This window comes from Ensifer sp. ENS06, from assembly GCF_014852205.1.
GTDB lineage: Bacteria > Pseudomonadota > Alphaproteobacteria > Rhizobiales > Rhizobiaceae > Ensifer > Ensifer adhaerens.
This window is the reverse complement of the sequence record NZ_JACVBC010000021.1, coordinates 76,858-83,047: the sequence shown is the minus strand read 5'-3', so window position 1 is coordinate 83,047 and position 6,190 is coordinate 76,858. Positions and strand designations below refer to the sequence as shown.

Genomic DNA, 6,190 nt, shown 5'->3' with positions numbered 1-6,190 from the left:
GGATTGGGGTGCAAGCGATCCGCGCGGGGAACCGGCTGCACGAAGCGAAACGACAGTGGAGTGAAGGAAGCTGGGCGGCGGGCGCTTGAAAGGGGCGAAGGGGGCGGAGCACCCCGGCCCCTCGCCTGTAATAAAAGTAGCTGCATGCGCAGCGCTCAGGTGAGCAATCGGTAAGCGCGCACTCGTCCCTGCCGAAGACCATAGACACCGATTGGCCAAGGCGTCACCGAACGGGGCACAACGTGTAGGTCTTGGATGTCGAAAACCGTTCGCGGCTGGAATATCCACAAGGCACCTCTGTAGGAGACGCAGGACGCCAGGGGCATCCATCGCTAGGCCGATTTTCTGGCGGCAAGCGGTGCGGCCGACAGCGAGTTCATCGCCTTAGAGGGCTTCGATGCCGAAGGCATTCAGAGCCCGGACGTTAGCCTCTCGGCTCTCACGTGAAGCGATGTCGACTTCGGCCTCCGCTATCGTCCGACCGGGCGTTAGGCTTACGGGGGTCCGCCTTCGCCTGAGACTACAGCTTTGGCCACCTCCGTGCGCAGGCGTCCACCGATGAGATGAAGACGCGGTCCATGCGCGACGCCATGTCGAGGCCAAAGGTCAGTGACCCAACGACTCGCCTCTGCAAAATGGGATAAAGCACCTGAACTCTAAACTAAAAGCCAAAGGCCGAGCGGATTCCATCGATAATAAATTGAATGGAGAGGGCTGCCAACAAAACACCCAGCAAACGGTTAAGCAACAGGCGGCCACTAACCCCCAACACCTTGTCAACCTTATGTGCCATATAAAGGGCCGCAACAACCAGTGCCATCACTGCGGCAATGACGCCGATCAATTGCAGCTTGCCGGCCACACCTTCCATGGTGCCTGCAATCAGCACGGTCGCGGACAACGCGCCCGGGCCTGCGATGAACGGGATAGCGATCGGGAACACGGCGATGTGATGCAAGTGTTCCTTGGTAATTGCCGCGTCGGCGCTGCGTGATCGCCTTTGTTGGCGCAGTTCGAAGATCATTTCAAAAGCGATTGTGAACAGCATGAGCCCACCCGCTATGCGAAATGCGCCCATCGATATGCCAACGGTTTGAAGAATTTTCGCGCCGCAAAGGGCAAACAGCACAAGGATGCAGAAGGCGGTCAAGACGCCCCGGACTGCCACTAGCCTTCGTTGCTGACGTGTCATGCCATGTGTGACACCGAGGAAAAGCGGTGCAAGCCCGGGGGGATCGACGGTCACAAACAGCGTGGTGAAGGCGCTGACGGCGAGATCATAGTACGCCATGTCCGGCTCCTTCATGCTGCGGGAACAAACCCTGCCCAAGGGCGGCCCATAGGGTGAAAGGCGGAGCGGTTTCCACCACATCAACCTTGTAAGAACACGAGAACACCATTCACTCGAGCCAGTCTTGAATAGTCAGCCGGACACACTGAAGTTGTTCGAAGCCAGCCGTGTTCCGGCTGCTAGAAACAACAACCAGAGTGCTTCGCTCCAGTGATTGAAGGTGATCGTCGAAAAGCGCTGCTTCTTGAAGAAGGCTATGGTAGCCTTCAGCCACCCTGCCACTAAGAAGCAGTAGGAGACCACAAACAGGTAGTCCGCCTTGAATAGAAGGGGTATGAGTAGGGCAAGTTGGCAGTTCCATAAGAATCGAGCGATCGTTGCCCTGGCGGTAGCGTCCAGCTTGCCGGTCAAGAAGCCCTCCCGTGAGCTTTCTCGCGAAGCGTTGTACTATCAAGGCTCGCGTATGTTGAATGGAGGCCACGAAGAAATCTGGCGGTGCATGGCGGACTCGGAAGAGTAGAATACAGCGTGTAAACCCGATCAGCTGAGGCAGACTTTTAGCGGGCGGAGGCAATTAGCATTCGCAGTTCCGGCTCCTCGACCAGTTGCGCGGCCTGTTGTGGCGTGACCCAGATCAAGAGGCGTTCCCCCCTCTCCTTGAATTGCTCGATCATGGACGTAACCTGAAGCGAGAATACATCGACGATGCACGGCCTACCGCAGCCATTGTCCAGCCGCTTGACATAGCAATAATGGCCGATGGCATGCTTGCGGATCCTGCCCTTGGCGCCCGCCTCCTCTTTCGCCTCGCAAGCCGCGACCTCGTGTGGCCGCATCCCATTCATAGGATTGCCTTTCGGGATCACCCAGCGACCTGAGCCGCGTGACGTCACCAGCAGCACGAGCCGCCGCCCCGTGTCAGGGTCGATCCGGGAGCAGAGAGCTCCATATTGTGCTCGCCACGAGGAGAGAAACAGCTGTTCGCCCGTTTGCGCGAGACGGCTAAGATGGCGGTGCAGTATCGGCATGCCGGGACGTCCCATTTTTCGCGGCCCTCAAACAGTAAGGCATCACCTATGCCTGAGGTCCGATCGACAGCATCAAGATCGTGCCGAGAATGACCACGCCGATCACTGCGACAAGGCTTGCGAACATCCAAAGACCGGGCGTCGATTTATCGCATGCACTCTTAACGACAGCCGGCTCGACGCTTCTCTCCGCTCCAAACGAGGAGAGGTTTTTCATATGCTGTTGATGGTAGTAACCGTAACCGCGGTAAAACATCGTTGCCCTTTCCGATGAAGCAGACCTATAGCGAAAGGCGCTTCGGTGGCGCTTATCGATGGCAAGGCTAGGTGAATTCGAATAGGGATTCCATTTGATATGGGATCGAACCACATAGTGTTTTCATAAAGAAAGAGACAACGACCGAGCGCGGACCGGTTGAATTGCAGAACAAACGCGCCGGTGCAGAATTCTTGAGGAGGAGCAAGCACCCCGGCATCCGCAGGGATCACGCCTGACTCGAACCCCGAAACGACCACGTTGATCAGCTCATGCCGCCAGCCCACCGCTTGGACGCGAGGCCTAATCTGGGAGGCTGCGTCCCCGGCGATACATTATGGGACGAGCTCATGGCTTTCCGAAAGCTCGCCGAGCTCTATCGGCGCAAGACACAGACCGAGCTTGATGCCGAAATCAGACCGGTGCCCTTTTGGAGATTTGCTATGGCGAATAAGCGCAAGTTCAAGAGCGATGCCTTTGAGGCGATCCACAGCGCCGTCGAAGATATGTATGCGGCAGGCACCATCGAAAAGGAAACCATGAAGACCTTCGATGAGCCTTGCCTTTCCATCCCACAGGACTTAACGCCGGGTGAGATCAAGCGTGTGCGAGAACAATCATGTCAGCCAGCCGGTCTTCGCGCGCTACCTGAACACCGGTGAAGCGACAGTGCAGAAGTGGGAAACCGGCGCGAAGCGACCGAGCGGCCCCGCCTTGACATGGTGTGATCCCTCCCAGTGCGGCCACCATCATACTCATCTTCGATGACGGCTAGGAGGGCCGTTCCACACCATCAAAACCGGCATGATGCACTTCTCCTTGACTGAAGCTCTTAAAGCGAGTTGAAGCCACCTCTAGTAACGCGATGTTCATTGCTACCAGCGCGCCGCGTCCACGGCCCTTCCATCACAATCGCGCGCGAAAAGCCTCGATCATCTCCCTTGAGACATCGTCGGGGTAGCAGATCGGAGCAGCACCACCGGGCTTCGAATATGCGCTTCTGCGTCCGCAGCGCCGCCCCGCGCGGTCACGATTTTCTGGGCAAGGGCACGAGCCACTGTAGCCGGAAATGGACTCAGCAATAATGCGCTGCACGATCAGGGCATCGGAAATTCGCGGGACTTTGACCGGCTCTTCACGGGATGGCTCCACAGATGCCGGGGTATCGCGCTTTGGCTTCGACCGCGGTTTGTCGGAACTAAGGAGATGCGATGCGATCCAACCCTCCCTCCGCGTGAGATTGTCTTTGACACGCGACCACGCCCCGACGACAGACAGTAAGCCGACCGGCCGACCTGCATCATATCGGTCGAGGATCGCAAACTCTTTACCCGGTCTTTCTCGTAAGGCTACTCGCTTGCCGCGCACGAAAACCGTGGCGATCACTTTCTCAGTGCCGACGCTTTCAGCTGACTCTGGGGATTGGCCATGCTGAGGCGCAACCGCAGAAACTTGGGTCCCCCCTTCCGCCACGGGCTTCTGATCCTGTGCGACAATTCTTGCTGAAGGCCGTCGCGTTTCATTGAGCGTAGTACGTTCGGCGCCAATAGAACCGAGCAAATAGACCAATGTTACAATTACCGCCGCGCCAATAAGAAGCCGTCGCATAATACTTCCCCGCCCCTAGGTTGCATCATCCAATGCTTTCCAGAAGACAGCAAGCCCCAGGCATGATCGGCCGACCCCATGAATGATGGGCGCAACGCCCCTAGAACCCCTACCGCCCTGACGATCGAGCGAAGAAATTGGTCGCTATAAGCTCAACCGCAAGGACACGGCGACGGCATCGAATGAGCCAATCCCCGCACCTCCGACCGTCACCCTCGGGGGCGCACCACCCTTGACGGCAAACGCCATTGCGGGCGCCGTCCATGAACCAAGCAGCCAACAAGTTTCCGCGGCCACTCCCACACCAATCGATCTCGGTTAATGCCAAAAACTTTCGGCGATTGAGGAGTTTGCCCGCAAGCCGACGCGCATTGCCATTTACACAGGCCTTGATCTGTTGGGTGACGACCTTGCCTCGAGAAGGACGATGGTGCCGTTCACCTAGATCTCGTTTTGACCACCGGATACCTCACGCGACTGCTCAGCAATGCAAGGGTTGTGCGAATCTCGCGCAAAATTTTCCGGACATATTGGCGGAGTTTCAGAAGATTACGGAGCGACGAAAGGCTGCGTAATTTGCAGGCCTGCAATTTCATGATCAATTGAGACGGTAAGAAAAGCGGAAAAATAAACTTCTCGCTCTTGATGGGACACCGGCGTTGGCTCGTTCGTCTTTTGTGCAGGCACGTGATACTGCGATAGACTGCAAAGTATGACAGCCGGACATCATTTTCAGAGTTTGGAAACGCTGGACCGAAACTGGAGAGCATTTATGGGTTGGAAAACGCCAAAGTTTGAATACGTGAATGGGTATAAGATCGTCGAAGTCGATGGACCAGCCTTCAAAGTTTATGACGGTGACCGTCAGTTAGGGGACCATTTCCCCTACTCCGGCGAGGCTGCTGCTTACGCAAATTCTTTGCCAAAGCGAGATCATCAGCGCAACTAGGCAAGCAGCCTGCAAAAATCAAAGGCGAAGCAAAATTTGACGAGCTCCTGTCTCCACTCAGCGATAGAATTGCTTGGTTGGTCTGGCTTTTTTGCGGATCAGGTAAAGCCGACCGAAGCAGACCTCGTACCCAAGCGCGTCGCGTCGGTTCACCGGGCACGCATTGAGGCAATGGGCGCCACGGGGTCAGTCAGGCTAGAGCTACCAGCCAATGCCAATACGGCTGACTTTGCGGTGGGTGATTGGGTGCTTGCCGATCCCCGGTCCGACATGGTTGTCCGCCGGCTTGATCGGAAAACCGTGTTTACGCGACGCCCGGAGGTCGGACGTGGCCAACAACTTGTTGCTGCCAACATCGACACACTGTTGATCGTGACGTCGTGCAACGCCGATTTCGATATTGACCGGCTAGAACGTTACCTCATCATGGCCAACGAGGCGGGCAGCAAATCGGTAATCGTGTTGACCAAGGCTGACACCGCGGACGACGTTGGCATATTTCAGGCCAAAGCCGAGGCTTTGCAGCGTGACATACCTGTCGTTGCCCTGAATGGGCGCTCTGCCGATGCAAGCTCCTTGTTGAGTTCGTGGTGCGGCGTTGGCCAAACGATCGCCCTGGTGGGATCGTCCGGAGTAGGAAAGTCGTGAACACGCTGACCGGACCTGCATCTGACTCAAAGCAGAAAACCGGGACTATTCGGGAACATGACGCGCAAGGCCGTCACACCACGACCGCGCGCTCGCTGCATGCTATTCCCGGCGGCGGCTGGGTCATAGATACGCCCGGGATAAGAACACTTTACGTCAGCGATATCACCGACGGGATCGACACGCTTTTTTCCGACATAAAGGAACTGGCCCGCTTTGCCGATTTCGTGATTGTACCCATGCGCATGAACCGGGCTGCGCGGTTCAGGCAGCTGTCAAAAGCGGCACTTTGGCCGCCGACCGCATTGAACGCTGGCGAAGTCTTGTTGCTGAGAACCGTAACAGAACACCTGTCATCAGCGGACCACGCGGCAACAAGATCGTTCGCAAAAAGAAATATTGAAGGTCTG

The 6,190-nt window shown here is 56.8% G+C and carries 4 protein-coding genes and 3 pseudogenes; 3 read left to right on the top strand and 4 right to left on the bottom strand.

The features are described 5' to 3' along the window. Positions 1-661: 661 nt before the first annotated feature. From IB279_RS35005 to IB279_RS34995, 3 genes are all read right to left on the bottom strand, one after another. Positions 662-1,291, bottom strand: a complete 630-nt coding sequence (locus IB279_RS35005; RefSeq protein WP_192340996.1) for a MarC family protein — start codon at positions 1,289-1,291, stop codon at positions 662-664. A gap of 132 nt (positions 1,292-1,423) precedes the next feature. Next, complete coding sequence (locus IB279_RS35000; protein WP_192340994.1) at positions 1,424-1,702, bottom strand: hypothetical protein; 279 nt, start codon at positions 1,700-1,702, stop codon at positions 1,424-1,426. Positions 1,703-1,848: 146 nt separating this feature from the next. Continuing rightward, positions 1,849-2,319: an NUDIX hydrolase gene (locus tag IB279_RS34995; RefSeq protein ID WP_246802250.1), complete on the bottom strand. Its 471-nt coding sequence runs from the start codon at positions 2,317-2,319 to the stop codon at positions 1,849-1,851. A 597-nt stretch (positions 2,320-2,916) separates the two neighbouring features. On the opposite strand from IB279_RS34995, the pseudogene IB279_RS37025 reads away from it, so the two are divergent. Beyond that, positions 2,917-3,029 (top strand): annotated as a pseudogene (locus IB279_RS37025) (type II toxin-antitoxin system RelE/ParE family toxin); the annotation flags it as partial. Further along, positions 3,019-3,343: pseudogene (locus tag IB279_RS34990) on the top strand (helix-turn-helix domain-containing protein). The pseudogenes IB279_RS37025 and IB279_RS34990, both read left to right, overlap by 11 nt. A gap of 138 nt (positions 3,344-3,481) precedes the next feature. Here the strand turns inward: IB279_RS34990 and IB279_RS34985 are convergent. Next, complete coding sequence (locus IB279_RS34985; RefSeq protein WP_192340990.1) at positions 3,482-4,183, bottom strand: SH3 domain-containing protein; 702 nt, start codon at positions 4,181-4,183, stop codon at positions 3,482-3,484. Between the two features lie 985 nt (positions 4,184-5,168). Between IB279_RS34985 and rsgA the strand changes: the two are divergent. Beyond that, positions 5,169-6,183 (top strand): annotated as a pseudogene (gene rsgA, locus IB279_RS34980) (ribosome small subunit-dependent GTPase A). Positions 6,184-6,190: the final 7 nt, after the last annotated feature.

What these genes read in the sequence shown, in the direction of transcription:
- IB279_RS34985 (WP_192340990.1), bottom strand. Translation starts at nt 4,183, where the DNA reads ATGCGACGGCTTCTTATTGGCGCGGCGGTAATTGTAACATTGGTCTAT.
- IB279_RS35005 (WP_192340996.1), bottom strand. Translation starts at nt 1,291, where the DNA reads ATGGCGTACTATGATCTCGCCGTCAGCGCCTTCACCACGCTGTTTGTG.
- IB279_RS34995 (WP_246802250.1), bottom strand. Translation starts at nt 2,319, where the DNA reads ATGCCGATACTGCACCGCCATCTTAGCCGTCTCGCGCAAACGGGCGAA.